We start from the raw sequence: 25,247 nt of genomic DNA on the forward strand, positions 1-25,247 counted from the left end.
CTATGGATACACTATCAGCACAAATCGACACCCGTTTGTATCGCACGGAGATCACATCTGCCAGCGGAAATATTGTAATTGCAGACGAACCTCAGGAAATGGGAGGCAAAAACTTAGGATTTAGTCCGTCAGAATTGCTGGCCTCTTCTCTGGCCGCCTGTACTTTGATCACACTTCGCATGTATATCAATCGCAAACAATGGGAAGTCACCGAAATCAATATCAAAGTTGACTTTGAAAGAGATCTCGACCAAAAAATCTCCTTGTTTACAAGAAAAATAGAGATTATCGGTGAGGTCGACGACAAGCAAAGACAACGTCTTGAAACCATTGCTAACAGCTGTCCAATACATAAAACATTAACAAATTCAATCGAAATAAAAACCACACTAATATAACACATCATGGAAATTCAACAAATAAACGATACAAGAAGAGGCTATTTTGAAGCTGTAGAAGACGGAAAACAAGCCGGAAAAATGACTTATACCTGGGCGGGTGATTCAAAATTCATCATCGACCACACCGAAGTAAATGAGGAATTTAACGGAAGAGGCGTCGGTAAAAAACTAGTCATGGCCGCGGTAGAATATGCCCGAACTAATAACCTGAAAATTATCCCGCTTTGTCCTTTTGCAAAAAGCGTTTTTGATAAGGTCGAGGAAATTCACGACGTACTTTTTTCTTAAAGGGGCTGAGAGGCTGAGGGACTGAGGTTCTAAGTTTTTTTTAACCGCAAGGCTCGCAAAGAATTACGCAAAGTTCGCAAAGTTTTTTTAGGTAAAACGTTGCGAACTTTGCGTTTATATAAAATTTAGCACATAACAAAACCTTGCGCTCTTTGCGGTAAAAAAACAACACAACGAAATCAATTTTTAAATCTCGGCAGAAACTCGTATATTTGCATGTAATTTAAACTTAGAGTATGACAAGGATAATTACACTTTTCTGTATTTTTATAGCACAGATCGGCTTTTCTCAAACGGCTGACAGTTATTTAGAAAAAATAAGAAACAACGAAGCGCTTTCCACAGCTTTCTTCCAACAAATGCCAAAAGGCGGCGATTTACACCATCATTTTTCCGGATCGATTTATGCAGAACCTCTTTTAGAAAGAGCTATTGCAGAAGATTTTTATTTGAATTTAGAAACGATGGAAGTTTCTAAAACAAAACCAGAAAAAGGAAACTGGCAAACCTTCTCTTCTCTAAAAAAGGATGGCAAACTAGATCATTACCAACAACAGGTTATGCAAACTTGGTCTGCAAAAGATTATAATGGTTCTGTACCTTCTGATGATTTGTTTTTTGATTCTTTTCAAAAATTCGAACCTACTATTAAAGGCCATTTTGCCGAAGGAATGCTGGAATTAAAAAAACGTGCGCTTTCTGAAAATGTAAGTTATATTGAAACTCAATTATCAACGATTCCGTGTGATATGAATGTTTCTGACCTTGCTGATTTCAATGCAAAACTTCGCCAGACCGCGACTCAAAAAGATGAAAAAGCAGCTCTAAAGCTTTTAGACGAATTGTACCAATCACTTCAAAAGAAAGAAGCCAAAAAATATGCTACAGACTTCAACACTAATTTTATCGCTAAACTGCACAAAGACCTAAAAATTGACGATGAGCGTTTTACGATGCGTTATCAAAATTTTGTGCTTCGTTTTATGGATCCTGTAGATTTATTTAAAAACCTGACGATTGCCTTTATTTCTGCCAACGACAGTAAATTGGTTGCAGGTGTAAACATTGTTTCACCTGAACATGGCGAAAATTCGATGAAAGATTATTGGCTGCACATGGTGATGTTTAAATACTGTAATTCTAAGTTTCCTACTGTAAAGTATACCCTTCATGCGGGCGAACTGACTTTAGGACTGGTTCAGCCGGAAGAATTAACCTGGCACATTAACGACGCTATTCACATCGCCGGAGCCAACAGAATTGGACATGGCGTTGATATTGCGTACGAAGCAAATTCTTATGATTTATTGCGTCACATGGCACAAAAAAATATTCCAATCGAGATTAACTTAACGAGTAACGAGTTCATTTTAAAAGTAAAGGAAAATAGACATCCGTTTACACTTTACAAAGAATTCAATGTGCCAATTGTAATTAGTACAGACGATGCCGGAATTTTGAGAACTAATATGACAGAGCAATATGTTTTACTAGCCAAAAGATACCCTGATGTTTCCTATGCAACGATAAAAAAATACGTATACAACAGCATTAACTACAGTTTTATTCAGGATGAAGCGGTTAAGAAACAATTGATTAAGGATCTGGACAACCGTTTTAAAACTTTCGAAGCGAAGTTCTCTAAAAACTAGTACAAAAAAATCTACCGAATCAGCTTAATCTGCGTGAGAAAATTTTACTCTTGCAGATTTAGCGGATCAAGCGGATAAAATCATAATAATGAATAGGATTCTGGAAGCTGCATTTCTTTTTGTTAAACCGGAATTGGCCTCGCAATTTGAAGCTGATTTTACGAAAGCAAGTCAATACATTTCCTCTATAAACGGATACTTAGGACATCGTTTAGAGAAATGCCTTGAAGTCGAAAACAAATATCTTTTATTGGTAGATTGGAATACTCTTGAAGATCATACAGTAGGTTTTAGAACCTCTGAGGCTTATCTGCAATGGAAAAAGATCTTACACCATTACTACGAACCTTTTCCGATTGTAGAACATTTTGAAACGGTTTTTGAAAATAAAAAATAGAGATTTATTTGCCACAGATTAAAAAGAACTACAAGGGATTATTTCTTTAATTCACTCTGTATCAATCTGTAAAAATCATTTTAATCAGTGGCAAAAAATAAAAATTACCATGAATATCAAACTTATCGCCATTGGCAAAACAGACAACAAATCGCTTCAAACTTTGATTGACGATTATACAAAACGTTTGTCGTTCTATATCAAATTTGATCTGGAGATTATTCCGGATATCAAAAATGTTAAGAATTTATCCGAAAGTCAGCAAAAAGAAAAGGAAGGTGAATTGATACTGTCGAAACTCTCACCAACGGATCAGCTGATTCTATTGGACGAAAACGGCAAAAACTTCTCCAGTGTTGGTTTTTCTGAAGAGTTACAAAAGAAAATGAATTCGGGAATCAAAACTCTGGTCTTCGTAATTGGTGGACCTTATGGATTTTCAGATACGGTATACAGTAAGGCACAAGGCAAAATCTCACTTTCGCTAATGACATTTTCCCACCAGATGGTACGTTTGTTTTTTATTGAACAATTGTATAGAGGATTTACTATTTTAAGGAACGAACCTTATCACCATCAATAATTATCAATTGTTAATTATTAATTGTTAATTGTTAATTGCTCTTCTTAGCTAATACAACTTATTGCTTACAGCTTAAAGCTTAAAGCTGTAAGCCTAAAGCTAAAACACAAACTCTTCTTCCTGGTTTATAAAAACAAAAGGGATCTTTTTATCGGCTATGGTTTTTACCAATATTTTACATTGAATATACGTTCCAAAAGTCATGTTTTTATCGTACGAAAACTTAATCTCAGCCTTTGGATTTATGATTAAACTGTCTAAAAACTTTGGCAAATCATTTTTAGGGAAATCATATGTTTTTCTTCCGCTGTATCGTATCATTCCATTCTTTTTAAAATACAACTGGCTTCTGTTATTGGCGATCTCCATTTTATAATACACCTTGGTGAAAGGCAGGAAAGCTAAATTCTTTCCGATCGAATCAGCGTAGGAATAATAATTTTCAGCATTTTCGTTTTTATGGGCACTGTCAGCTCGCTTTTTCTCTTGTAATTTCATTACTTCCGGAATAACCAATTTTAAAGGCAGACGCTTGTCAATATTAAAAATCCAATTGGTTGAAATAATGCTGCTTTTTCGGTTCACATCGGCGATGGTATCTTTTCCTTCGGTTTTAAAGAAGATATAAATTGGTGAAAGATCTTCCACATCTTTTACGATTGTAACGTTCGATTTTGGAAGTAAAACGTCCTCTTTTTTTCCACAAGAGAATAAAAGACAGATTATAAATAGAGAGAAGTATTTCATAATTTTTTTTTTAATATATAGAATTCACACAAAGTTGTCATTCCGAGGAACGAGGAATAACAAATCTATCGTTTTGAATATTCAGTTTATTAAACAAAGTAACACATTCCACCGCTTCCTTCACATCATGAACACGAAGAATTTTTGCACCTTTTGTTAATGCAATAGTATTTAAAAACGTTGTTCCGTTTAAAGCCTCCTGTGGCGTTATATCAAGCGTTTTATAAATCATTGATTTTCTTGAAATCCCGGCTAAAACCGGTAATTCTAATACATTAAAAAGCTCCATTTTTTGCATTACTTCATAATTCTGATCGGTCGTTTTAGCAAAACCGAAACCCGGATCTAAAATCAAATCATTGATCCCTAAAGCTCTTGCACGTTTCACTTTCTCAGAAAAATAAAACAACATCTCTTTTACAATATCATCGTATTGCGTGAGACTCTGCATCGTTTGCGGATTGCCTCGCATGTGCATCATGATGTATGGCACATTGTATTTGGCAATCACCTCAAACATTTTATCGTCAAGTTCACCTGCCGCAATGTCGTTTATAATGGCTGCACCGCTTTCGATACTTGCTTTGGCAACTTCGGCTCTAAAGGTATCAATTGACAATAAAGCTTTTGGAAAATGTTTTAAAAGCAACTCTATTACAGGAACAATTCGTTCAATTTCCTCTTGTTCTGATACAAATTCTGCACTCGGCTTACTGGAATAAGCTCCAATATCAATAAATGCAGCGCCTTCAGAAAGCATTTTGCCAACCTGATCAATTATTTCATCCTCATTTTTATATTTTCCGCCGTCAAAAAAAGAATTAGGTGTCACATTTAAAATCCCCATTACTTTAGGAATCGATAAATCTATAAGCTGGCCTTTGCAATTAATTGTCATGGTTTGTTTTGTTATTTTTGTTTCAGGTTTCACGTTTTCTTTGTTTCAAGTTTCAGGTTTCAAGTTCCGGAACTTACACAATCTATATCAACTTGAAACCTGAAACTTTTTTAAACTCTTCCCAGGTTTCAAGTTAAGAAAACTACACGATCTGCGTCAACCTGAAACTTGAAACCTGAAACTTTATATTTTATAGTTTAAAAATCGGGCATTAACACTTTGTTTAGAAAAAACTTGAAACAAAGAAAACCTGAAACTTGAAACTCTTTAATATTATCCCTATTTTTGAAGAAATTTTTAGCAAATATACAGCAATAAATGAAGAATACTTCCCTTGAATTTGATAATGTAATTACGGTTTGCCGTACTTTGTTTATTAATAAAATGAAAGATTACGGCAGTGCATGGCGTATATTAAGATTGCCATCCTTAACCGATCAGATTTTTATAAAAGCACAAAGAATCAGAAGTCTGCAGGAAAATGAAGTCCGTAAAATAGACGAAGATGAAAAAGGCGAATTCATTGGAATCATCAATTATTCGATCATGGCACTGATTCAGTTAGAACTTGGAGTTGTCGATCAGCCTGATTTAGATGTTGAAAAAGCAACTGAACTGTACGATGCTCAAGTAAAACGAACCAAAGACTTAATGGAAGCCAAAAATCATGATTATGGCGAAGCCTGGCGTGACATGCGTGTAAGTTCTCTGACAGATCTGATTCTGCAAAAAATACTTCGCGTAAAACAAATTGAAGACAATAAAGGAAAAACTATAGTATCTGAAGGCATAGATGCCAATTATCAGGATATGATTAATTATTCTGTTTTTGCTTTAATCCTAAACCCTATCACTAAATAAAAATCTAATTTTAAAAATCCCGAATCCAAATTTTTTTTGAAAAGTTGGAATTTGGAATTTTAGTTTTGGAATTTTAAAATCATTATTTTTATGAAAAACATCATTACCCAATTTTCCAGATTATTTGTCGGAGTACTTTTTATTATTTCCGGACTGATTAAACTAAACGATCCGGTTGGTTTCTCCTATAAATTAGCCGAGTATTTTAGTGAGCCGGTTTTTAACATGCCGTTTCTGGAGCCATTGGCTTTAGGATTAGCCATCTTTTTAGTAATTCTGGAAGTAGTTCTGGGTGTAATGTTATTGGTAGGATATAAATCAAAACTTACGATTTGGGCTTTGTTGCTGCTAATCGTTTTCTTCACTTTCCTTACCTTCTACTCTGCTTATTTTGATGTGGTTAAAGACTGTGGATGTTTCGGAGACGCGCTTCACTTAACGCCTTGGCAATCTTTCACAAAAGATATTGTTCTACTTTTCTTTATTCTGATACTGTTCATCAATAAAAAATTGGTAAAACCATTATTTTCAAAATTTGTGACCAATATTCTAACTTTGATAAGCATTATTTTATGTGTTATTATGGCTGTTTGGGTACTCAACCATAATCCGATCAAAGATTTCCGTCCGTATAAAGTAGGAAGTAATATCGAGAAGGGAATGGAAATTCCGGAAGGTGCCCCAAAATCTGTGGTTGAAATGATTTTCATCTACAAAGTAAACGGTGTTGATAAAGAGTTTACAGAAAAAGACCTGATGAATATTCCGGAAGGTGCTACGTTTGTAGACCGTAAAGACAAAGTAATTACAGAAGGTTATGTACCGCCAATTCACGATTTTACGATGACTAAAGATGATTCTGATTACAAAGACGAATTATTGAAAGAGCCTAAATTATTGGTTTTTGTAACCTATGATTTAACATTGTCTAATCCTGAGGGAATGAAAAAATTAGAAACACTGAACAAAGAGGCGAAAACCAAAGGTTATAAAGTAATTGCAATGACCGCTTCAGGTCCTTATGAAATTACAAAAGCTAAAAAACAATACGGCTTAGATGTTGACTTCTATTTCTGTGATGCCACTACGCTAAAAACAATCGAAAGAGCTAATCCAAGTATTGTAGTACTGCAAAATGGAACTGTGGTTCAAAAAGTACATTACAACGACATCAGCGATTTAAAATTATAAAATAGTATTCAACCCGAAAGGTTACAAGATTTTAACAAAGTCCGCAACGTTATAAAAACGTTGCGGACTTTGTTTTTTTACTCCTCTTAGATATCTTCATTAAAATGATATAAGATTCCATTTTAATACGTTTTAAATACGTATTTCAAGAAGCTCTTTTTTAAGTCAATCTGACGTTTTTTTCCCGCCAAAAACTTATCGTTCCCCAAAAAACATTTCTCTTTTTTGCTTTTTCGCAGATTTACTTTTAAAAATTCATTCCAATTTGAAGTTTATTCTCTCAACTATTACGATTTCACTCCTCTTTTTTTAACCGAAATTAGCTGATTTGTGATAAAATAAACGAGTCTTCAATTTTTGTTAATGTCCGATTGGCTTTCCATTTGTTTGTTTAACTTTGTTCAAAATCATTTACCACTATGAAACAAATAACGCTAATCTTTATTGCATTTATCACTTTTTCATGCTCACAAGCTCAGAAAACCAGTTTTTCAAAACAAGCTTTGTCTGAAAAATTATTAGCAGCTGATGATAGTCAGGTTGCTTTCAAAAACATTTTAAAAAAATACAAAGGCAAAACTTTGTTAATCGAAGTTTGGGCTTCCTGGTGTGGCGACTGTGTAAAAGCAATGCCTCAGCTTAAAGAATTACAAGCAAATAACCCTACTGTTTCGTACTTGTTTCTTTCTGCGGACAAAACTGCGGACAAATGGAAAGCCGGAATTGAAAAACACGAATTAAAAGGCGATCATTTCATGATGAACGACGGTATGAAAGGTGTTTTTGGAAAAGCAATTGACTTAGACTGGATTCCGAGATACATCATTGTAGACAAAACCGGGAAAATTGTACTCTATCGTGCCATTGAAAAAGATTTTGACAAAATCAATGAAACCTTAAAAGGTTTAAAATAAAACCGCAATATGCATTGCAATTGCAATGATAAACGTGAATAAAATAAAAGCAAAAAATAAAAAACTACCACAATGAGAAAAAAGATTGTTGCAGGAAACTGGAAAATGCATAAAAACGCAGCACAAACTGAAGAATTATTAAACGAATTAATCGCTAAAATACCTGCACAAACTACTGCACAAGTAATTGTAGCACCAACTTTTGTAAACTTGCAGGCAGCTGCTGCAAAATTAAAAAACACCACTATCGGTGTTGCAGCGCAAAACGTTCATCAGGCTGAAGGCGGTGCTTTTACAGGAGAAATTTCTGCTGACATGTTAACCAGTGTGGGTGTAAATACCGTAATTCTGGGTCACTCTGAGCGTAGAGCTATTTTTCACGAAACAGATGCCTTAATTGCAAATAAAGTGGACACTGCTCTAAAACATGACATGACTGTAATTTTCTGTTTTGGAGAGGAATTAAAAGACCGTCAGTCTGACAATCACTTTAATATTGTTGAAAACCAATTGCGTGACGGATTATTCCAGATCGCAAAAGAATCATGGTCTAAGATTGTTTTGGCTTACGAGCCGGTTTGGGCAATCGGAACAGGAGAAACGGCTTCACCGGAGCAAGCACAGGAAATGCACGAATTTATCAGAGAGGTGGTTCGTAAAGCATTTGGAGCCGATATCGCTGATGAAGTTTCTATTCTTTACGGTGGTTCTGTTAAACCTGAAAATGCTAAAGAAATCTTCTCTAAACCAGACGTAGATGGTGGTCTAATTGGTGGTGCAGCTCTAAAATCGGATGACTTTTTAGCAATTGTTACTGCTATCTAGATCTTTAGATTATTAGAGTCTCAGAATCTTAGAAACTTAGAATCTCAGCAACTTAGAATCTCAGTACCTCATAAAAAAAAGCGTTCGTAAAACCCGAACGCTTTTTTTATGACCTGTCTGCTCCCTGCTACTTAAGATACGATTCTAACAAAGGACAATTGTATTTTTGAAAAGCAGTCGTTTTTCTATAAACCGAATAGAAATTAATCAGCTCCTGCCCTGCTTTAAACGGGTTCTTTTCTTCTTCCTCTGCAGAAACAATATTGGCGTAGTGGTTGTAATAATTGCACTCAAAAATCATTAAACTTGCCAGAGCTTTTTCATTTGTATTTTTAGACATTTTCAAGGCTTTCTCATAGTACATTTTGGCCATGCTTAAACTATAGTAATTACCATTTTGATACTTCTTTTCATTTTCTGAATTATCTCCATACACATAATCCACATACGATTCACCCGATGTCCAATCGTACGCAGTCATCATCCAGGAATTACCCAAATACGACACATTAAAATAAGCATGTGCCAGTTTCAGATTGCTTGCGGCTGTGTTTTGTTTTTTCAGCTGAATCAACTGCGCAATAAAATCGGCTTTATTGAAACGATAGTCAAACTTTCGCTCTGTATCTCTTTGCAAAATTTTGGGCGTAAACGGATTCTCGTTTAAAAAATCTTTATACGCATAATTTTTCTCCCAAAAATCCTTCGGCATACTGGCAAAAGTTTGGTAAGCCAACTCCAAATTATTATCTCGGAATGCAATCGTTCCTTTCAGATCTTTATAATAATTGACATTTGGCGCTATTGTTCCTGAACAGATATACCTTTCAAAAGGCGTTTTGTCTTTTTTCTCCTGAAGTGCTATCAAACGATCTATATCTGCCTCGGTTGCATTATTTCGATCAAAATAACCGATATAACTGTAAAAATAAGGCGTATTATAAGCGGAGTATTCTCCTTCATTTTTAATATCTGATTTCGTCGCCAGTAAACCTGCTGTCACGCGATCGCCTTTTACTGCAAAATCTTTGCTGGCGATGCGATACAAACTGTATAAATTCTTAAACAAACCTAAATCGGTTTCTACCAGATTTTCAACCGAATCAAAATATTTGAAAAGCTGATTTTGAACTTCGTTGTTTTTCAAATCATCCTGCTTTAAAGAAACCAATGCTAACTGAATATTCTTTTGCATTTGTATCGAAGAACTTGCTTTTTCGGAAATCATATCCGTGTATTTCTTTCCCAGGTCAATTTCGTCTCCTATAAAACAAAGCTGTGCAATCGCTGCTGTAATATAGTCCTTTTGCTCGCCCGAAGTCTGCTCTCTGATTGAAATCAAATAATATTCTAACTCCCTTAAATACAAAATATCTTTCCTGAAATTCTCCTCCTTTGCTTTCGCATAGTTTTCATACCAAACTGTACTGTCAAAAACAACCGAAGGCGTTCCGTCATTAGTGTATTGGGGTGTAAAAATCCAATCTTCAAGTTTGTTCACTTCCCTCCCGATCAAAAAACTCAAATACAAGCTATTCGGACTCAACTCATAAACTTCCTGAATGGTTTTCAGACCCGGTGCCGGATTGCGTAAACCTTCAATGGACAGAATCACACTGCGCTCTTCATCGTTTTGAGCCAATGCCAAAGTCTCTGTTGTTAATTTCCAGTTGTAATGCTGCAAAACTGCTAATGATTTCTCTTCACAGGACACAAATACTTTACTCAGCAAATAATTCTGCAAAACTAAATCCTCAACACATAAAGCTTTATAGTACAAAGCCCAGGGGCCTAAGATCGTGTTTTTATCAGCTGCAAAATAAGTATCGTACAAACGAATCACTTCATTCTTATCAGAGCCATAAAAACTGTACCTCAACAGTAAAAAGGCATAACGCTGTTTCAAAAAAGAATCTTTTGCCGTTCTGATTTTCTTTTCAAAATCGCTAACATCGGCTATTTTATGATCTTTACTGTCATAACCAATATTTCCCCACGACTCCCATTTTACATCAGGATTACTGTTGTATTCTAGTTTTTTCGCAAACAAAATGTAATTGAGAAGCGCTTTGTTTTTTGAAAGTAGTAAGGCTTCAATGAAAGTATTCTTATCAAAAACTTTTTTCAGCGATTTCGTTTCATAAGCGGTTTCGAATTTCTCAGCATCCGTTTCGTACAAAATAACGTGCACGTCTTTTGGATCGACCTGACTGCCCAGTTTTTTCTTCCACTCCGCACAATTCAATTCCTGATCTGCCCCCGAAACAGTGTTTGTATCGTAGTAATTATCGGCCGAATAATAAAAAGGTGTCAGCTTAAAGAATCCTTCTCTTTGCGCTTTAAACAAAGCCAGTCTGCTGGTCTCAGGCGAAACACTCCATCCACAAGCCAAAGAGACTTGAACACTAAAAATAAAAAGTAAAGGGCTAAAAACACGCATAATAACCGGATATATTTTGGGTTCCATAATCGTTGATGTATTTTTTATCAAAAGAGAAAAACGTCACTTTGGTCTGATTGTCGATTGGAATTTTACTTTTTACAATCGAAATCATTTTGTCAAGTTCGTCTTCAGAAATTTTCTCAATCCTGATTTCGTCCCCGTTTCTCAAATAAGTCTGTCCCACTAAAATGTCGTCTTGAAGTATATATTTAGCGTCTGATACTTTTTTTAATTTAACGGTATCATTTTGAATCCTGTCATAATCGGATAAAATTCCCTTAAACTGATTGCCTCTGAAAACAACTGCCCAACTGTACAATGGCAGAGCAATATCAAGCTTTAAACCGTATTGGTTGTGTGTAATATATTGTGCCAATTCTTCGCTGGTTCCTATGGAATTTTTGGTAGTAAAGTCTTCCGGTTTACTCAAATTGTAACACATCAGCAAGCCTTTATCTACAGGTGGAATCCCGGCTTTTGAAGCATATTTATACTGCCAGAGTCTTATGGTAGCCGAAACTGCAGTCGCAGGATAACTTTTCTTGATTTGCCTTAACAAGTAAAAATAATTGTCTTTTGATTTTTCCGACCAGTCACAATCGATCAGGATTTCTTTAAAATCAACTTTCAATTTTGCCATTTCACTCGATTTTACCGAATCATAATTCAACTGTTTACGATGCTCCTGCTTGTAATAATCTTTTGGATACACAATCGAACTGGCTATTTTCTCGGCTTTCGAATCATTCATTTTCAATCCTATCTGTTCAATACGTTTGGCAATTCTCACAGCCAAACTGTCCAGTTGCTTTTTTCCGGATTTCAAAACCACTTCATTGGTAATAAAAATACTGGGCGTAATTTCAGGATTGCTTTCATTTAATCTGATATCGTGAAGGGTCGCAACCGGCAAAGGTTCTTTAGCATACGGGTTCCAGTCTACATCAAAAAAACGAATGTACAAATGTTTTACCTTCAAGTCTTTTATCAACGAATCCTCCGTGTTTTCGAAATTCAAATCGGTTTTCCAATAACAAAACGATCGAACTACTTCATGTTCCTTCTCACAAGTTGCTCCGTTAAGTACCACAAAGAGCAAAATAAAAATGATATTCTTCATATTTTAAAAATCCTTACAAATTCCAATCAAAATTAACATTAATTAAGGTAAGGATATTGATTATTTATGAACAACTTTTGCTTTGGATTCTTACCTTTGCAAAAAATTTTTTTATGTCGAATATATATTTAGGGTACCATTTTACAATTGAACCAAAAGAACCGGGTTCTGAAATTTTAATTGCTGAACTAGGCGAAAAAGCCTTTGAGACTTTTACAGAAACGGAGAACGGAATTTCGGCTTTTGTGAAAAAAGATTTATGGGACGAGAATATTCTGGACGACATTTATATTTTACAATCCGAAGAATTCAAAATCGAATATACCATTGAGGAAATCGATCAGGTCAACTGGAATGAGGAATGGGAGAAAAATTTTGAGGCTATTGATGTAGACGGAAAATGCCATGTTCGCGCTCCTTTTCATGAGAAAACAAACGCTGAATTTGATATTGTAATCGAACCAAAAATGAGTTTCGGAACAGGTCATCATGAAACTACACACATGATGATTCAGCATTTACTGGAAATCGATGTTCAAGGTTTGAAAACACTGGACATGGGTTGCGGAACAGCCATTTTAGCCATTTTAGCCGAAATGAAAGGAGCTCAGCCAATTGACGCTATCGATATCGACAACTGGTGCTACCTGAACTCAATTGAAAATGCAGAACGCAATAATTGTCAGCACATCTCCGTTTATGAAGGCGACGCAGCTTTACTAGCCGGAAAAAAATACGATTTAATCATTGCTAACATCAACCGAAATATCTTATTAAACGATATGCAAAGTTATGTTGATTGTTTAAATCCGAAAGGAATATTGCTTTTGAGCGGTTTTTATGAAGAAGACATTCCTTTTATCGATGCTTCCTGCACCGAAAAAGGTTTAACATATGTTAAAAAGTTTCAAAGAAATAACTGGGTTTCATTAAAATACGTAAATTAGATAGTTAATTATCTGTTTATTAAATAGTTCACAGATATCGATCTTTTAAATTCCGATGCAATCTGTGCACGCTGTGACCAAAAAATTAGTAATTACAACAGTACAAAAACCTAAAAAAATGAGTACTAAAGAAAAAGTAAGAGAAAGAGTTCGCGAAAAGGAAGCCACAGGTTTCAATAACGAAATCATTGTTTACAACGATGATGTAAACACTTTTGACCACGTAATTGACACTTTGATGCGTGTTTGCAGTCATACGCCAGAGCAAGCAGAACAATGTTCCCTAATTGTACATTACAACGGAAAATGCACTGTAAAAACAGGGCCTATTGAAAAATTAAAACCGCAATGTACCCAACTTTTGGAAGCCGGATTAAGCGCTGAAATTGTTTAATTGCAAATAATTTAAAAACGATTCTATTTTATTCTATATTTGAATAAAATAGAATCGTTTTTTTATGGAAGAATACGGAAAGATATTGATTATTGCAACGCCGATTTTTTTAGTATTAATTGTAATCGAAAAATTATACGGCATTTATAAAAAGAACGACACCGCTCCTTTAATAGACAGCGTATCGAGTATCAGCTCCGGAATTACCAATTCGGTCAAAGACGTCCTGGGATTGAGTCTGACCTTCATTTCATATGAATGGCTGGTTTCTAAAATTGCGCTTTATCATCTGGAAGCCAACGTACTTTCTTATTGTATTGCTTTTTTTGTTATTGATTTTTATGGTTATTGGAGCCATCGATGGGCGCATCAGATTAATCTTTTCTGGAACAAACATGCCATTCACCACAGCAGCGAAGAATTTAACCTTGCCTGCGCATTACGCCAGCCTATCGCAAGTCTGGTTAATTTGTTTACATTTTTATTAATTCCGGCCGCATTATTAGGAGTTCCGGCTTCAGTAATAGCCATTACCCTGCCCCTCCATTTGTTTCTGCAGTTTTGGTACCATACGAAACACATCAAAAAAATGGGTTTTCTGGAATACATCCTGGTTACACCCTCGCATCATCGCGTACATCATGCTATAAACCCTGAATATTTAGATAAAAACCATTCTCAGATTTTTATTTTCTGGGACAAACTTTTTGGTACTTTTCAGGCCGAATTAGACGATGTTCCTCCTGTTTTTGGTATTACAAGACCGGCACAAACCTGGAATCCTATCCGAATTAATTTTCAGCATTTAACTTTACTGATTAAAGACGCCTGGCGTGCCGAAAACTGGAAGGACAAATTCACCATCTGGTTTAAACCCACCGGCTGGAGACCTGAAAATTTTGAAGAAAAATATCCTGTAACCAAAATCGAAAATGTTTTTGCCTTTAATAAATATGGTACTCAAAATTCACAAAAGCTAATTTACTGGTCCGTAACTCAAATGTTAATCACGCTATTGTTTGTAACGTATTTATTTGATAATGTAGCCAAAATCGGATTGCCCAATATCTTCCTCTATGGATTTTTTATTCTGATTACAATTTACAGTTACAGCGAATTGATGGACAAAAGTAAATATGCCATTTTTTGGGAAGGTTTACGCTTTAGTATTGCCATTGGCATCCTCATGTACTATGGAGACTGGTTTGGCTTAAATCAAGTTATCTCCTTTAGTAATCCTGTTATTTTAATCTATTTGACCTTATCCTTTTTAATTACAATTTACTTTGTAAATATTGATTTTAAAAACTACCGAAACCAACCTGTTAATTCATAAACCGATTATGAGAAATCACTATTTTTTTAAATCCTTTATCGTTGTCAGTATTCTATATCTAATTATTTTGTTTTTAGAATACCAAAATCTGGACTTGTTTCTAAAACCTGTTTTGGTACCACTATTAGGATTCGGAGTTTATTTTCACGGAAAGTTCCCTTCAAAAAACATCCTTTTGGGAGCATTATTGTTTTCCTGGCTGGGTGATGTAATTCTGCTTTTTGCTGATATTGGTGAAATCTATTTTATTTTAGGGCTTCTTTTTTTCTTAATTGCTCACCTCATGTATTGCGTCCTCTTCAACAAACAAACAAAAAGAAATACTACTATCAATAAAGTCCTTTTCGCAATTGGCAGCCTGCTTATAGCTTTTTATTTAGTTGGAATGGTTTTATTTTTGATGCCCAATCTGGGTGAATTAAAAATCCCTGTTATCATTTATGCAGCCGTAATTTCGACAATGCTGCTGTTTGCTTTTAATGGCAGCCTGACTTGGAAAAAAACAGGCAGTCTTTACGTTTTAGCAGGTGCAGTTTCATTTGTTACTTCTGATAGTATTTTGGCTTTCAATAAATTTCATGCTCCCATCGAAAAAAGTTCCTTTTTTATAATGCTCACCTACCTTGTGGCACAATATCTGATTGTAATTGGTATTCTAAAACTAAATACTAAAAAAGCAGATTAACCACAGAATGTAGTGATGCAACAGATTTACAACCATTTTTTCCGTAAATCTTTAAATCCTTATCATCTGTAGTAAAAACACTTTACATTTGTAGGACCAACATTAATAAACCATGAAAAAAATAGCCCTTTTTATTGTTCTCATTATCAGCGTAACATCTTGTATAAGCACAAAATCGACTTTAAAAAATGTCGATGACAACGCTCCTGATCTTGTTTTAAAGAAAGACAATACATTTTCGATTACGCTTTTCAGCAACGATAAAAAATACGGTTACGACCCTGATTATCCTGTAAACCTGTTTTTTCAGAATACCCGAAATGAAGCTCTAAACGAAACTCGTTTTTTAAATGCTTTAGCAGGTCCAAATGGTGAAAAAATAACCTATACCCGCTTAGAAACCTGTTGTCCTTTCCCAACCAAAAGAAGCGACATGGGGGCAGGATTCCTAAATGTATATGAGCTTAAATGGGACGGGCAAAAGAAGCCGGTAAAACTCTATCTGAACGTTTATGAAAAAGGTATTTTAATGGTTCCAATGGGATTGCGTTTAAAGAGCAATTAAAAAATAAAGTTACACTCAGGATTATAATATGTTAGAAAGCGTACCTCTAATTGTACTTATTCTTCCATTGCTATTTCAAATTATAGCCGGAAGAAAAGCAATTGGCGAAACTATATCTTTAAAATTCGGAATGGTTTGTATAATTAGTCTCATCGCGCAAATAATAGTACCTGTTATTTCCTTTTACATTGCCACCTATAATGCTAATAAATATATCGAGCAAAATCCAAATTCACTTAGATGCGGAATGGAGTTTGTTGGACTTTTTATGTTCACGCTTATTTTTACGTTTGTCCTGATAGTGGTTATAATCATTCAGTACTTCATGAAACGATCTTACGAAAAGTAATTTTTTCATGATACTGCTAATTTACAAGCAACATGATAAATGTCATTTATTATCTTTTTATAACGCATTAATATTGCCCTTCATCTTAAACATTTAAGATTTTGAATGAAGTCTTGTAATAGTCTCGAGGGAATAATCCTGATTTCAACATAAATTACACAGCGGATAACCAGATTAGCTTCTTAAAAAAAACATAAATCTTCATCTGCTATTCATAAATCATAACTACCTTTGCACTGTCAAAAAAACATACTATGAACATACAACATATTCCACAAATTAAGCATACTGAAAGCGGCAACTTCTTTTTATTAGCAGGACCTTGCGCCATAGAAGGAGAAGAAATGGCTCTTAGAATTGCAGAAAAATTAGTTGGTATTACCGACAACCTTCAGATTCCTTTTGTATTTAAAGGATCTTTTAAAAAAGCCAACCGTTCAAGAATCGATAGTTTCTCAGGAATTGGTGACGAAAAAGCATTAAAAATATTACGAAAAGTTTCAGAGACTTTTAACGTTCCAACCGTAACCGATATTCATACCAATGAAGATGCTGCTATGGCCGCACAATACGTTGACGTTTTGCAAATTCCAGCCTTCCTGGTTCGTCAAACTGACCTTGTTGTTGCTGCAGCAAACACAGGAAAGACAGTTAATTTGAAAAAAGGACAATTCATGAGTCCGGAAAGTATGAAACATGCTGTACAAAAAGTACTGGATTGTAACAACGAAAATGTTATGGTTACAGATCGCGGTACTATGTTTGGTTACCAGGATATGATTGTTGATTACAGAGGAATCCCTACTATGCAGCAATATGCTACTACAGTTTTGGATGTAACACACTCGTTACAACAGCCTAACCAGACTGCCGGTGTTACGGGAGGAAGACCGGACATGATCGAAACTGTTGCCAAAGCAGGTATTGCTGTTGGTGTTGACGGTATCTTTATCGAAACTCATTTCGATCCTGCTAATGCCAAAAGTGATGGTGCTAATATGCTTCATTTAGACTATTTCGAAGGTTTAATGACCAAATTAGTAGCGATCAGAAAAACGGTTAACTCATTTTAATTACTTAATACCATTTCATTGAAAACAAATATTTTAGTTTTCTTTTTGTTGTGTTTTTCAGCAAGCACTTTTGCGCAAGAAGAAATCACAGTACAAAGATACACTGCCCACAATAAAGGAAAATTTTTCGTTTCCTGGGGAGGAAACAGAGAAAGTTACACTAAATCTGATGTGAATTTCAGAGGGAAAGACTACAACTTTACGGTTGATAATATGAAAGCGCATGATAAACCAAAAGGATGGCATATTGATTATGTAAATCCGGTTAACATGACGATTCCGCAAACCAACTTTAGAATGGGGTACTTCTTTAGTGATCATTACAGCGTTTCGATTGGTTGGGATCATATGAAATATGTGATGACTCAGAATCAAACAGCTAATGTAAATGGTTACATCAATTTACCTGCTGATCAGACCGGATCTATTTACAATGGTGTTTACAACAATAGACCTGTAGACATGTCTCAGGGCGGTGCTCAGGAAGGTGGTTTCGGAAAAGGTGAAGTTGGAAGCGGAACTGCTTTTTTAATGTACGAACATACAGACGGTTTGAACTATATTAATACTGAAGTTTCCAGACATGACGATATTTCTAAATTGTTTGGTATCACTAACACTGATAAAATTCAGGTTAATTTGACTGAGGGTGTAGGTGTAGGACTTTTATATCCTAAAACCAACACAACTCTTTTAGGAAAAGAACGTCATGATGATTTTCATATTTCAGGTTATGGTCTTTCCGCAAAAGCGGGAATCAACCTTACTTTCTTCAAGTATTTTTACATACAGGGTGAGTTAAAAGGTGGTTACATCAACATGCAGGATATCAGAACTACACAAAGCAGTGAAGACAGAGCATCACAGGACTTTTTCTTTTTACAGCGAATTATTGCTGTTGGAGGAATTTTCAGAATCTAATATTTCTTAAAATTATACTTAAAAATAGTTATCATTTTGGTAACTATTTTTTTTTGACCTTTATTTGTCTCGCTAATTGGTAGATGAGGGTTTAAGGTATTGGTTTCAAGTTTCAAGTTTCAAGTTTCAAGTTTCAGGTTTCAAGTTTTACAGATCTCATTTTACATTTTACATATCACATTTCACCTTTACAAAATGAAAAAATCAAAATATCTCTTTCCGGTTATTACTTTTTTACTCAGTTTTGGCTGCGCTTTGTTTGTTGCTCTGAAGGTTTTTCCTAACAATCCGTTTTCCCATACTAAAACCAAGGAGGAAAACACTTTACAAACTAAAATTCAGGATGGGGATATTATTTTTCAAACCTCTCAATCTCCACAATGTGAAGCCGTACGAATTGCCACAAACTCTAAATTTTCTCATTGTGGCATCATTTACGATATCAACGGAAAATGGTTTGTTTTTGAAGCAGTTCAGCCTGTAAAACTTACTCCTTTTAACGAATGGATTCAGCACGGAAAAGAGGCCAAATATCTTGTAAAACGATTAAAAAACTCTGATAAAGTTTTAACTCCTGTAGTGCTACAAAAAATGAAAGCGTACAGTCAGCAATTTGACGGAAGAGAATATGACGCATATTTTGAATGGAGCGATACCAGAATTTATTGCTCTGAACTGATCTGGAAAATTTATAAAAATGCCGCAAACATCGAATTGTCGAAACTAAAACAGTTGAAGAATTTTAATTTAACTGATCAAAGGGTACAAAAAATAATCAAGGAAAGATACGGAAATAACATTCCGCTCGACGAAAAAGTAGTCGCTCCTGTTGATTTGGCCGATTCTGACCTCCTAAAAACGATTATTGACACCTACTAAAAGCCCTTTTTTATCAGTATCGACGAATAAAACAAAAAAACTTCGTTTCTAAAAACTTACATTTTTAACCCCATGACAACTCTTCAACGTATTAAAATGTTTTTAAACGAATATCCAACAGAATAGTTAAAATCAAAACATAAATATAAAATTTTAATACTATTTTAGCAGAGTAAATTTTAAGTTAGGTTTAAACTATGATCGATAGAGCACCTAAATATTCCCAAAATAATCTGCATTTTTTCTCGCAGTTTGAAGATTTTTTTGACTCTTCACCCGATTTATTGTGTATTGCCGGTTTTGACGGCTATTTTAAAATAATAAACCCGGCTATGACTAAATTACTGGGTTATACTGAAGAAGAAATACTCTCAAGACCCATAAACGATTTTATTCTTGAAGCCGATAAACTGACTACTACAAATGCCCGCAAAGAACTTACTCAGGATATTGGTTTGTATAATTTTGAAAATCGATATGTGACTAAAAGCGGTGCTATCGTTTGGCTTTTATGGAGTTCTTTTCCGGTTGCCAAAGACAGACTCGTTTATGCTGTTGCTAAAAACATCACTTTCAGAAAAGAGATGGAACAGGAAAGAAATCTTCATCTGGCAGAACTTACCAAACTCAATAAGGAACTCAGACAGCTTACTTATACTACGGCACACGATTTAAGATCTCCTGTAAATAACATACTGGCCGTTTTTGATCTCCTGGACAAATCTACTATTACAGATCCTGAAACGCTCGAATTAATCTCCATTATTGAAATTTCGACACAAAGTTTAAAGAAAACATTAATTGATCATGTCGCGCTTCTGGATAAAAAAAATGAAGAAGACGATCAGTTGGAAGTCCTGCATTTTGAAGTTGTATTGAAAGAAGTTTTAGACTCTATTAATTCCTTAGTTCACAATTCGAAAGCCAAAATTTCAATTGATTTTTCGGAGGCAGAAACAATTCTTTTCAACAAAACTTCCTTAAAGAGTATATTCCTGAATCTGATTACCAATTCGATTAAGTACTCAAAACCCGGTTTTTTACCATTTATCAGTTTTAATTCCCTTACTATTAACGGAACCACACAGTTAATTATTTCGGATAACGGAATTGGTTTTGATATGGAAAAAGTAAAAGACAAAATTTTTGGATTACATCAGACATTTAACTCAAACAAAGACAGTAACGGAATCGGACTCTATCTGGTTTATAATCATGTAACGAATCTTGGCGGTCATATTGACGTGGAAAGTAACCCCAACAAAGGGGCAAAATTTACGATCACGTTTAAAAGTTAATCACATAAATTTCTAAATAAAAAAATTCCAAATTCCAATAAGGTCTGCCCTATTGGAATTTGGAATTTGAATTTGATTTTTGCAATTTAGTTTGCAGCCGGAAGAACAATTCCACCCTGATCCATTAAATACATCAACGTTGTCATAGTTGCAGCTCCAAGCTCCAATTCTCTTTTATTAATAGCATCAAACTTATCGTTTGCCGCGTGGTGGTAATCAAAATAACGCTGTGAATCCGGTTTTAAACCTGCTTTTACAATCGATTTAGAGGTTAAATGATTGATATCTGATCCTGCATGTCCAATAGTAAAACTATGCACCAAATAAGGCTCAAAAAGATCTTTAAATCCAGCTATTTTCTTAAAATTAGCGTCATCTGCTTCAATTGAAAATCCTCTTGGAGAAAATCCACCAGAATCGCTCTCTAATGCAAAAATATGATTCTCTTTCTTTTGTTTCGAAACTTCTTCATACTTAGCACCACCTTTTCCTCCATTCTCTTCATTCATAAACAGAACGACACGAATCGTATTTTTAGGCTTATAGTTTAAGTTTTTCAAAATTCGAACTACTTCCATACTTTGAACCACTCCTGCTCCATCGTCGTGTGAACCATCTGCTAAATCCCAGGAATCCAAATGTCCTCCGACAACCATAATGTTGCCAGGGTTTTCTGTTCCGGTCATTTCTCCAATCACATTATACGATAAAACATCCGGCAAGGTCTCACATGATTGTTTGAAATAAAATTTCAAAGACGGATTTACTTTCAAAGATTTACTTAACAATTCTGCTCCATTTGTACTGATTGCGGCAGTTGGAATGTATTGATCTTTTGGTAAGTCGCCATAACTTTGAGCTCCTGTATGCGGAAAATCGTCTAAACGCAAATTCATCGAACGCACAATTGTTCCAACTGCACCTAATTTTGCCGCTTCTTTTGCACCGGCATACCTTTGATCTACACAGGCTCCGTAAGATTTAAAGGTTTCGATATTTTCCGGATCCATTGGTCTGTTATAGAACACAATTTTACCTTTTACTTTATCGCCTAATTCTGCCAGTTCTTTAATTCCCTTTACTTCGATTACTTCGGCTGTAAGTCCTGTTTTGGGAGTCGCAACTGATCCTCCTAAAGCACAAATTGGCACTACAGTTTTCGTTTTATTATCTAAAATATAAGCGGTTTCTTTTTCGCCGCGTACCCAATGCGGAACCATTACTTCCTGTAGATAAACTTTATCAAGACCAAGGGTTTCCAATTGTCTTTTCGTGTATTGCACTGCTTTTTCGGCACTTGCAGAACCTGATAAACGGCTTCCGATGTCGTTAGACAAATATTCTAACCAGGTATAACATTTAGACTCGGTCAGGGCCTTTTTATAAAATAATTTAATGTTTTTCTCATCATTTGACTGCGCAAAAGATGTCAATCCGTTTAAAACTAATGCAGTTAACAGAATCGTTTTTTTCATAGGTTGTATAGCATTTTTTGGTTGTTAAACAAAGGAACAAAATTCTTTAGAACTGCCAGTATTTTTATGTAACGATTTCGAAAAAAAATAACACACAGAAACATAGACTTCCGATATAAAAAAAACTACAAAAGAAATAGGTGTATTTCAGTGAAGTGGAACGTCTTTTTTACAGATACGGAACCTATGTTACTCTATGTGTTACAATAAATTACACTCAAGAGGTCAAAATGAGAATTATTTTACTTCTACTACTTCATTTTTTACACCAATTCCGTTTTCATTAAAGGCTTCAATGGTAAAATAATAAGTGGTTCCTTTATCCAGGCCTCTAAAATCATACGAACTTTCGTCGTAAACCATAATGCTGTTATACAATTTGTCCGGTGCAATTCCGTAATAAATATTGTAACCGGTTGCGTTCGTCTGTTTTTTCCAGGAAATCATAGCATTTCTTGCATCAGTTGCATTTCTGTCTACTTTAAAACCAAGAACCGACTGTGGTTTTTCTGCCAATCCGTTTCCAAACACTCTGAAATCTGAAATCGCAAACAATCCGGAGGCATTATGAACGTTGACCATTTTAATGTAACGTGCTTTTATTGCTTTCGTCAGCTCGACATAATCGTGCGGAACGTCTTTTGCATTTTTAGATTTATCGACTACCAACTTCCAGTTTACAGCGTCATCCGACATGAAAATTTTGTACTGATAATAAATATCCATTGCCTTATTGAACTGTGTTGCTTTATGATCGGCATAGTTGATCTGCAAGGCATTGATCTGCATTTGTCTGCCTAAATCAAGCTGTAACCATTCACCCGGATCAGCAGTTTTTGCAGACCAATACGTTTGAATATTTTCGTCGGTTAAATTGACCGCCCCGTAACAAAACTTCTCGTATACTTTTTTACCTCCATTGTCCATTCTGTGGGTTTCCACTTCCATACATTCTTCTGAAGAGGAAACAGTGACAGGCTTTTTATACGAAAGCAACATCCAGCCGGAAGAAGCTCCTTTCTCCTGATTGCGTTTTTTGGTGGGAAGAACAATTGGAAAATCCCCATAAGAAGTAATCGAATACATCACATCGTCTTTATCAAATCCGGCAGGAAACATATCAATGCGACGTTCGAAACGGTCTTTGATGGAGATCTTACAGGTTCCGGTATTCCAGTAATTGCCATAATTATCTGCAAAAGTGTTTCCATGTCCCGCTCCGATTACAAATCCTCCCGGTTTGTATGACATAGGATTGTGTTTTTGATAGGTGAAAGGTCCTAACGGGCTGTTACCAATATGAACTCCATTGGCATAACCTTTAAATTCTGTGGCAGGAGCACCATATTGCATATAATATTTGCCATTGTGTTTGGTCATCCAGGCTCCTTCTATAAAATTCCCCCAAGGTGCGGGTTCCATATCATTATTGGGGCCAAAACGTTCCCAGCCGTGATTGGCAGGATCTAAACCTACTACTTCTTTTATCTCGCCATAAGCACGCTGAATATCTTCTACTTCGGTGGCTTTGTACAGTTTTTCATAAGCTGCCTGATTGCCTTTCGGAAGCCAGGTATTATAATCTACTTCTACACCTACAAGTGGTAATTTTCCACTTGAACCATAATACATGTACACTTTTTTATCATCGTCCTGAAAAATAGCAGGATCCCAGGTTGGCAGCATCGCTTTATCAACATGTCGCAACCATTGTCCTGATTTTGGGTCAGCAGTTTTCCAGATTGGATGATCTCTTTTCCAGGTCGAACCCACATAAAATAAGGTATCATTGACTACCCAGGCTGCAGGTGCACATTGATCGTCGTCGGCGGGCTTACGTTGAAAACTTCCGTATACAAATTTCCAGTCTGACATGTCTTTACTCCAGAAATAACCTGCCTGATTGGTCGCGAACAAATAGTATTCGCCTTTGAATGTAATAATTACCGGATCAGCACTGGAACGTCTGGACTCCGGAATACCATTGTGATTTTCGGTGGTATAATTGTACCCAATATTGATTGGATTACAGTAGGTCGTTGCTTTTTTATTGGGGTCAAACCATTCTGTTTTACCGGGAATTTTAGTGTTTTGTGCGAGTATTGTATTGCTTAAACTAACAAGCATCAGCATAACAGCTACTACATATGTTTTTTTCATAGGATGATTTTTATATAAAAGATTTTCTCCAAAAGAGAAAACACAGTTTCAATAGCTCTATTTTTTCTGTTTTATCCTTTGTTCTAACAACTCAGGTTCATTGGTAGTGATATAATTGAATTTATGATCAATTATCCAGTCCATATCGGCCGCTTCGTTTACCGTCCACGCATTTAAAATAACCTTATACTCTTTGGCTTCTTTGATCCATTCCGGATGCTTCTTAAATACGGAATAATGATAATCAACGCCGTTGATACGATCTGCTTTAACTTCTTTTGGAGATTTGTTTCCTTCGAGGTACTGTAAACTTGCCCGAAAATCGACTTCTCTGATTTGTTTCAGCATTTCGTAATCAAAACTAATGTAGCAGGTATTTCTTTCTGCTTTAAGTTTATGGATAGTTTCAACAGTCCTCAATGCTGTTTCTTTTCCTCTTTCTTTACTTATTTCCGAAGGTTTTATTTCGCAAACCAAAAGTGTGTGTTTATTATTTCGCTTACCTTCAACAATATACTCGTACAAGGTTGGAAGCTTCTCTCCGTTTGAAAGTTTAAACTTTATAAGATCGGCATAATTGGTTTCCTCAATAAGCAATTTGTTGTAATGTGCATCATGATTGATGACAAGTGAATCATCGGCTGTTCTCCATACGTCAAATTCTGAACCGGGAAGTTTTAAGTCGATGGCATGTCTTAGGGCGGCTATAGAATTTTCAGGAAGATTGTTTTTTTTCCATGCCCCGCGATGTGCCACAATTGCATTTTCTTTCACACAGCAGGACTGAAAAGCCATTGTTATTGTTAAAAGTAATGCTATCCGAAGTGCTTTAGTAGTATTCATTA

General features: G+C 35.4%; 26 protein-coding genes. 19 read left to right on the forward strand and 7 right to left on the reverse strand.

The genetic code is table 11. The features are described from left to right. Positions 1-2: 2 nt before the first annotated feature. The 5 genes from B0A80_RS11390 (at position 3) to rlmH (ending at position 3,321) form a co-directional block, all read left to right on the forward strand. The gene (locus B0A80_RS11390) at positions 3-398 is read left to right on the forward strand and encodes an OsmC family protein (RefSeq protein WP_089077358.1); all 396 of its coding nucleotides are present in this window, start codon (positions 3-5) and stop codon (positions 396-398) included. A 6-nt stretch (positions 399-404) separates the two neighbouring features. Then, positions 405-689, forward strand: coding sequence for a GNAT family N-acetyltransferase (locus B0A80_RS11395; protein ID WP_070908561.1), 285 nt, complete (start codon positions 405-407; stop codon positions 687-689). Positions 690-925: 236 nt separating this feature from the next. After that, the gene (locus B0A80_RS11400) at positions 926-2,341 is read left to right on the forward strand and encodes an amidohydrolase family protein (protein ID WP_089077359.1); all 1,416 of its coding nucleotides are present in this window, start codon (positions 926-928) and stop codon (positions 2,339-2,341) included. A gap of 88 nt (positions 2,342-2,429) precedes the next feature. Continuing rightward, the gene (locus B0A80_RS11405) at positions 2,430-2,738 is read left to right on the forward strand and encodes an antibiotic biosynthesis monooxygenase family protein (RefSeq protein ID WP_070908563.1); all 309 of its coding nucleotides are present in this window, start codon (positions 2,430-2,432) and stop codon (positions 2,736-2,738) included. Positions 2,739-2,847: 109 nt separating this feature from the next. Beyond that, positions 2,848-3,321: a 23S rRNA (pseudouridine(1915)-N(3))-methyltransferase RlmH gene (gene rlmH / locus B0A80_RS11410; protein ID WP_026982293.1), complete on the forward strand. Its 474-nt coding sequence runs from the start codon at positions 2,848-2,850 to the stop codon at positions 3,319-3,321. Positions 3,322-3,420: 99 nt separating this feature from the next. Here the strand turns inward: rlmH and B0A80_RS11415 are convergent, their stop codons facing one another. Further along, positions 3,421-4,068, reverse strand: a complete 648-nt coding sequence (locus B0A80_RS11415; RefSeq protein WP_089077360.1) for a hypothetical protein — start codon at positions 4,066-4,068, stop codon at positions 3,421-3,423. Positions 4,069-4,105: 37 nt separating this feature from the next. Continuing rightward, positions 4,106-4,966 carry a dihydropteroate synthase gene (gene folP, locus B0A80_RS11420; protein ID WP_089077402.1) on the reverse strand — a complete coding sequence of 287 codons (861 nt, stop codon included), beginning with the start codon at positions 4,964-4,966 and terminating at the stop codon, positions 4,106-4,108. 318 nt (positions 4,967-5,284) lie between these two features. On the opposite strand from folP, the gene B0A80_RS11425 reads away from it, so the two are divergent. The 4 genes from B0A80_RS11425 to tpiA all read left to right on the forward strand — a co-directional run bounded on the left by B0A80_RS11425 (position 5,285) and on the right by tpiA (position 8,757). Then, positions 5,285-5,827, forward strand: a complete 543-nt coding sequence (locus B0A80_RS11425) for a DUF1599 domain-containing protein (protein WP_017496588.1) — start codon at positions 5,285-5,287, stop codon at positions 5,825-5,827. Between the two features lie 90 nt (positions 5,828-5,917). Further along, positions 5,918-7,018 (forward strand): BT_3928 family protein, encoded by a 1,101-nt coding sequence (locus tag B0A80_RS11430; RefSeq protein WP_089077361.1) that lies wholly within the window; start codon positions 5,918-5,920, stop codon positions 7,016-7,018. 419 nt (positions 7,019-7,437) lie between these two features. Next, on the forward strand, positions 7,438-7,932 hold the full coding sequence (locus B0A80_RS11435) for a TlpA family protein disulfide reductase (protein ID WP_089077362.1): 495 nt from the start codon (positions 7,438-7,440) through the stop codon (positions 7,930-7,932). Positions 7,933-8,004: 72 nt separating this feature from the next. Further along, the gene (gene tpiA, locus B0A80_RS11440; protein ID WP_089077363.1) at positions 8,005-8,757 is read left to right on the forward strand and encodes a triose-phosphate isomerase; all 753 of its coding nucleotides are present in this window, start codon (positions 8,005-8,007) and stop codon (positions 8,755-8,757) included. A 127-nt stretch (positions 8,758-8,884) separates the two neighbouring features. On the opposite strand, the gene B0A80_RS11445 is transcribed toward tpiA, so the two are convergent. Both B0A80_RS11445 and B0A80_RS11450 read right to left on the reverse strand, forming a co-directional pair. Further along, positions 8,885-11,224, reverse strand: a complete 2,340-nt coding sequence (locus B0A80_RS11445; protein WP_089077364.1) for a hypothetical protein — start codon at positions 11,222-11,224, stop codon at positions 8,885-8,887. Next, complete coding sequence (locus B0A80_RS11450; protein ID WP_089077365.1) at positions 11,184-12,320, reverse strand: hypothetical protein; 1,137 nt, start codon at positions 12,318-12,320, stop codon at positions 11,184-11,186. The genes B0A80_RS11445 and B0A80_RS11450 overlap by 41 nt, the downstream gene beginning before the upstream one ends. A gap of 113 nt (positions 12,321-12,433) precedes the next feature. Between B0A80_RS11450 and prmA the strand changes: the two genes are divergently transcribed. From prmA to B0A80_RS11500, 10 genes are all read left to right on the forward strand, one after another. Then, positions 12,434-13,267: a 50S ribosomal protein L11 methyltransferase gene (gene prmA / locus B0A80_RS11455; RefSeq protein ID WP_017496581.1), complete on the forward strand. Its 834-nt coding sequence runs from the start codon at positions 12,434-12,436 to the stop codon at positions 13,265-13,267. Between the two features lie 118 nt (positions 13,268-13,385). Continuing rightward, positions 13,386-13,661, forward strand: a complete 276-nt coding sequence (locus B0A80_RS11460; protein WP_026109999.1) for an ATP-dependent Clp protease adaptor ClpS — start codon at positions 13,386-13,388, stop codon at positions 13,659-13,661. Between the two features lie 64 nt (positions 13,662-13,725). Beyond that, complete coding sequence (locus tag B0A80_RS11465; protein ID WP_089077366.1) at positions 13,726-14,997, forward strand: sterol desaturase family protein; 1,272 nt, start codon at positions 13,726-13,728, stop codon at positions 14,995-14,997. Between the two features lie 7 nt (positions 14,998-15,004). Beyond that, the gene (locus B0A80_RS11470; RefSeq protein WP_026109998.1) at positions 15,005-15,682 is read left to right on the forward strand and encodes a lysoplasmalogenase; all 678 of its coding nucleotides are present in this window, start codon (positions 15,005-15,007) and stop codon (positions 15,680-15,682) included. A 112-nt stretch (positions 15,683-15,794) separates the two neighbouring features. After that, entirely contained in the window at positions 15,795-16,247 is a 453-nt protein-coding gene (locus tag B0A80_RS11475) for a hypothetical protein (protein WP_017496577.1), read from the forward strand. Positions 16,248-16,275: 28 nt separating this feature from the next. After that, positions 16,276-16,596, forward strand: a complete 321-nt coding sequence (locus B0A80_RS11480; protein ID WP_089077367.1) for a hypothetical protein — start codon at positions 16,276-16,278, stop codon at positions 16,594-16,596. Between the two features lie 254 nt (positions 16,597-16,850). Beyond that, the gene (gene kdsA / locus B0A80_RS11485; RefSeq protein WP_017496575.1) at positions 16,851-17,669 is read left to right on the forward strand and encodes a 3-deoxy-8-phosphooctulonate synthase; all 819 of its coding nucleotides are present in this window, start codon (positions 16,851-16,853) and stop codon (positions 17,667-17,669) included. An 18-nt stretch (positions 17,670-17,687) separates the two neighbouring features. Next, the gene (locus tag B0A80_RS11490; RefSeq protein ID WP_089077368.1) at positions 17,688-18,590 is read left to right on the forward strand and encodes a hypothetical protein; all 903 of its coding nucleotides are present in this window, start codon (positions 17,688-17,690) and stop codon (positions 18,588-18,590) included. 195 nt (positions 18,591-18,785) lie between these two features. Beyond that, positions 18,786-19,469, forward strand: coding sequence for a YiiX family permuted papain-like enzyme (locus B0A80_RS11495; protein ID WP_089077369.1), 684 nt, complete (start codon positions 18,786-18,788; stop codon positions 19,467-19,469). Between the two features lie 197 nt (positions 19,470-19,666). Further along, on the forward strand, positions 19,667-20,767 hold the full coding sequence (locus tag B0A80_RS11500; RefSeq protein ID WP_089077370.1) for a PAS domain-containing sensor histidine kinase: 1,101 nt from the start codon (positions 19,667-19,669) through the stop codon (positions 20,765-20,767). Positions 20,768-20,853: 86 nt separating this feature from the next. On the opposite strand, the gene B0A80_RS11505 is transcribed toward B0A80_RS11500, so the two are convergent. The 3 genes from B0A80_RS11505 to B0A80_RS11515 all read right to left on the reverse strand — a co-directional run bounded on the left by B0A80_RS11505 (position 20,854) and on the right by B0A80_RS11515 (position 25,245). After that, positions 20,854-22,242 (reverse strand): M20/M25/M40 family metallo-hydrolase, encoded by a 1,389-nt coding sequence (locus tag B0A80_RS11505; protein ID WP_070908577.1) that lies wholly within the window; start codon positions 22,240-22,242, stop codon positions 20,854-20,856. A 237-nt stretch (positions 22,243-22,479) separates the two neighbouring features. Then, complete coding sequence (locus B0A80_RS11510) at positions 22,480-24,402, reverse strand: family 43 glycosylhydrolase (protein ID WP_089077371.1); 1,923 nt, start codon at positions 24,400-24,402, stop codon at positions 22,480-22,482. Between the two features lie 57 nt (positions 24,403-24,459). After that, positions 24,460-25,245: a glycerophosphodiester phosphodiesterase family protein gene (locus B0A80_RS11515; protein ID WP_233430739.1), complete on the reverse strand. Its 786-nt coding sequence runs from the start codon at positions 25,243-25,245 to the stop codon at positions 24,460-24,462. Positions 25,246-25,247 lie beyond the last annotated feature (2 nt).

Origin of the sequence: Flavobacterium tructae, assembly GCF_002217475.1 — a bacterium.
GTDB lineage: Bacteria > Bacteroidota > Bacteroidia > Flavobacteriales > Flavobacteriaceae > Flavobacterium > Flavobacterium tructae.

Bases quoted from the DNA above. Each gene is read 5' to 3' on its own strand.
- B0A80_RS11390 (WP_089077358.1), top strand. From the start codon at position 3: ATGGATACACTATCAGCACAAATCGACACCCGTTTGTATCGCACGGAG.
- B0A80_RS11395 (WP_070908561.1), top strand. From the start codon at position 405: ATGGAAATTCAACAAATAAACGATACAAGAAGAGGCTATTTTGAAGCT.
- B0A80_RS11400 (WP_089077359.1), top strand. From the start codon at position 926: ATGACAAGGATAATTACACTTTTCTGTATTTTTATAGCACAGATCGGC.
- B0A80_RS11405 (WP_070908563.1), top strand. From the start codon at position 2,430: ATGAATAGGATTCTGGAAGCTGCATTTCTTTTTGTTAAACCGGAATTG.
- rlmH (WP_026982293.1), top strand. From the start codon at position 2,848: ATGAATATCAAACTTATCGCCATTGGCAAAACAGACAACAAATCGCTT.
- B0A80_RS11415 (WP_089077360.1), bottom strand. From the start codon at position 4,068: ATGAAATACTTCTCTCTATTTATAATCTGTCTTTTATTCTCTTGTGGA.
- folP (WP_089077402.1), bottom strand. From the start codon at position 4,966: ATGACAATTAATTGCAAAGGCCAGCTTATAGATTTATCGATTCCTAAA.
- B0A80_RS11425 (WP_017496588.1), top strand. From the start codon at position 5,285: ATGAAGAATACTTCCCTTGAATTTGATAATGTAATTACGGTTTGCCGT.
- B0A80_RS11430 (WP_089077361.1), top strand. From the start codon at position 5,918: ATGAAAAACATCATTACCCAATTTTCCAGATTATTTGTCGGAGTACTT.
- B0A80_RS11435 (WP_089077362.1), top strand. From the start codon at position 7,438: ATGAAACAAATAACGCTAATCTTTATTGCATTTATCACTTTTTCATGC.
- tpiA (WP_089077363.1), top strand. From the start codon at position 8,005: ATGAGAAAAAAGATTGTTGCAGGAAACTGGAAAATGCATAAAAACGCA.
- B0A80_RS11445 (WP_089077364.1), bottom strand. From the start codon at position 11,224: ATGGAACCCAAAATATATCCGGTTATTATGCGTGTTTTTAGCCCTTTA.
- B0A80_RS11450 (WP_089077365.1), bottom strand. From the start codon at position 12,320: ATGAAGAATATCATTTTTATTTTGCTCTTTGTGGTACTTAACGGAGCA.
- prmA (WP_017496581.1), top strand. From the start codon at position 12,434: ATGTCGAATATATATTTAGGGTACCATTTTACAATTGAACCAAAAGAA.
- B0A80_RS11460 (WP_026109999.1), top strand. From the start codon at position 13,386: ATGAGTACTAAAGAAAAAGTAAGAGAAAGAGTTCGCGAAAAGGAAGCC.
- B0A80_RS11465 (WP_089077366.1), top strand. From the start codon at position 13,726: ATGGAAGAATACGGAAAGATATTGATTATTGCAACGCCGATTTTTTTA.
- B0A80_RS11470 (WP_026109998.1), top strand. From the start codon at position 15,005: ATGAGAAATCACTATTTTTTTAAATCCTTTATCGTTGTCAGTATTCTA.
- B0A80_RS11475 (WP_017496577.1), top strand. From the start codon at position 15,795: ATGAAAAAAATAGCCCTTTTTATTGTTCTCATTATCAGCGTAACATCT.
- B0A80_RS11480 (WP_089077367.1), top strand. From the start codon at position 16,276: ATGTTAGAAAGCGTACCTCTAATTGTACTTATTCTTCCATTGCTATTT.
- kdsA (WP_017496575.1), top strand. From the start codon at position 16,851: ATGAACATACAACATATTCCACAAATTAAGCATACTGAAAGCGGCAAC.
- B0A80_RS11495 (WP_089077369.1), top strand. From the start codon at position 18,786: ATGAAAAAATCAAAATATCTCTTTCCGGTTATTACTTTTTTACTCAGT.
- B0A80_RS11500 (WP_089077370.1), top strand. From the start codon at position 19,667: ATGATCGATAGAGCACCTAAATATTCCCAAAATAATCTGCATTTTTTC.
- B0A80_RS11505 (WP_070908577.1), bottom strand. From the start codon at position 22,242: ATGAAAAAAACGATTCTGTTAACTGCATTAGTTTTAAACGGATTGACA.
- B0A80_RS11510 (WP_089077371.1), bottom strand. From the start codon at position 24,402: ATGAAAAAAACATATGTAGTAGCTGTTATGCTGATGCTTGTTAGTTTA.
- B0A80_RS11515 (WP_233430739.1), bottom strand. From the start codon at position 25,245: ATGAATACTACTAAAGCACTTCGGATAGCATTACTTTTAACAATAACA.